Origin of the sequence: Comamonas sp. GCA5, from assembly GCF_036541385.1 — a bacterium.
In the GTDB taxonomy this organism is placed as follows: Bacteria; Pseudomonadota; Gammaproteobacteria; order Burkholderiales; family Burkholderiaceae_C; genus Comamonas; species Comamonas aquatica.
Genome location: NZ_JAZHFR010000170.1, coordinates 1 through 1930, shown reverse-complemented (window position 1 = coordinate 1930; position 1930 = coordinate 1). Strand labels below are relative to the sequence as shown.

The following is a 1930-nucleotide window of genomic DNA, read 5'->3' as shown; positions in this document are numbered from 1 at the left end:
CGCGCCTTCGGCGACCACCGGCACGGGGCCTTCATGGCCGACGCAGACGGCTGCGGCACGGCGCGCGGCGCCGTGGTGCCCGTGCCGACGTTGAACACCGCCACCACATCGGCCAGGCGCTGCGCCTGATCGTTCATGGCCAGTGCCGCGGCGCTGGATTCTTCGACCAGGGCGGCGTTCTGCTGCGTCATCTGGTCCAGGTTGCTGACCGCCTGGTTGACCTGGCCGATGCCATCGCGCTGCTCGGTGGCCGAGGCCGTGATCTCACCGATCAAATCCGTCACGCGGCGCACGCTGGCCACGATCTCCTGCATGCTCTCGCCAGCCTGTGCCACCTGGGCCGAACCGGTATCGACATTGTCCACGCTGGCGCTGATCAGCTGCTTGATCTCCTTGGCCGCCTCGGCGCTGCGGCCAGCCAGGGAACGCACTTCGCCGGCCACCACGGCAAAGCCGCGGCCCTGCTCACCGGCACGCGCCGCTTCCACCGCCGCGTTCAGCGCCAGGATGTTGGTCTGGAAGGCGATGCCATCGATCACGCCGATGATGTCGCTGATCTTGCGGCTGGAGGCATTGATCTGCTCCATGCTGTGCACCACCTGCTGCACCACCTCGCCGCCACGCTCGGCGGCCTGCACGGCGGTGGAAGCCAGTTGGTTGGCCTGGCGGGCGGTGTCGGCCGACTGGGTCACGGTGGCGGTCAGCTCCTCGATGCTGGCGGCGGTTTCCTCCAGGTTGGCGGCCGTCTGCTCGGTGCGGGCCGACAGGTCCTGGTTACCGGTGGCAATCTGGCTGGCGGCCGAAGAGACGGAATCCACGCCATTGCGCACCTCGCCCACCACGGTCCGCAGCTTCTGCGTCATGGCGCTCAGGCTGCGCAGCAGGTGGCCCAGTTCGTCCTTGCGCTCGTCGTGCACGTCCACGGTCAGATCGCCGGCGGCAATCGTGTCCGCCAGATGCACGGCACGGCCCAGCGGCCGCGTGATGGAGCGCACGATCATGCCGGCCAGGGCCACGCCCACCAGCACCAGCACCAGGCTGGCCGCACCCACCACCCAGTAGGTGCGCTGGCGCTCCTGCAGGGCCTGCTCGCGCACCTGGTGGCGCATCTGCTCCTGCAGCTGCACCAGATCATCCTGGGATTTGACGTACACCGCGGCCGCGGGGCGCAGCGCCTGGACGGCCAGCTCCATCGCCTGCAGCACATCGCCCTCTTCGCGCGAACGGTTGATCTTGGCCACGGCTTCCAGCGCCTTGGCGCGGTTGCCAGCCACCACGGCCAACTGGGCTTTTTCCTGCTCCGAATCGGCCTGGGCCTCGACCTCTTTCTGCAATTCGCTGATGCGCGCAATGCCCTGGGCGCTGAGCGCTTTCATTTCCTGCACCAGCACCGACTCCGACGACATGGCGCTGACCACCACCCGCTCCACCGACAGTTCGGTCAGCGCCTTCCAGCGCATGGTGGTGGCGATGCGCACATCCGCCGCCTGGGTCTTGGCGTTCACCTGCTCGGCGGTGCGCTCGGCGAACACCAACAGGCTGAATGCCAGCGTCAGCATGGCCCCCATGGACCCCAATACCACCCCCCACAGCTTCACGGCCACAGGCAAATTGTTCAAACGCATGATGATGCCCCTCTCTCCATTCCTTGTTGTTGTCTGCGGACCGGCCCCGTGGCGGGGTCGGTCTGCCTCCCATGTGCAAACACCCCCCGGGGCCTGGCCCCTGGAGGGTGTTTGATTTTTTCACTGCCCTGTGAACGGGCAGTCCCTGGCAAACCCTGATCGGATAAAGCCGCAGCGCCCCGGGCTAGAAGTCCTCCCACGCCCCCGCGTCGGCCGAAGCCGGCTGGTTCGGCGCATGGCCACCGGCCTTCGCCGCGGCGCCCGGCAAGGGCAAGGGCAAGGGCGCGGCCTGGGGCCGCAGCGCT

The 1930-nt window shown here is 68.2% G+C and carries 1 protein-coding gene; it reads right to left on the bottom strand.

From position 1 onward, the window contains the following. Nucleotides 1–1625 (bottom strand): methyl-accepting chemotaxis protein (locus tag SJH88_RS18995; protein WP_274755375.1); only part of this gene is annotated, 1625 nt, incomplete at its 3' end. Nucleotides 1626–1930: the final 305 nt, after the last annotated feature.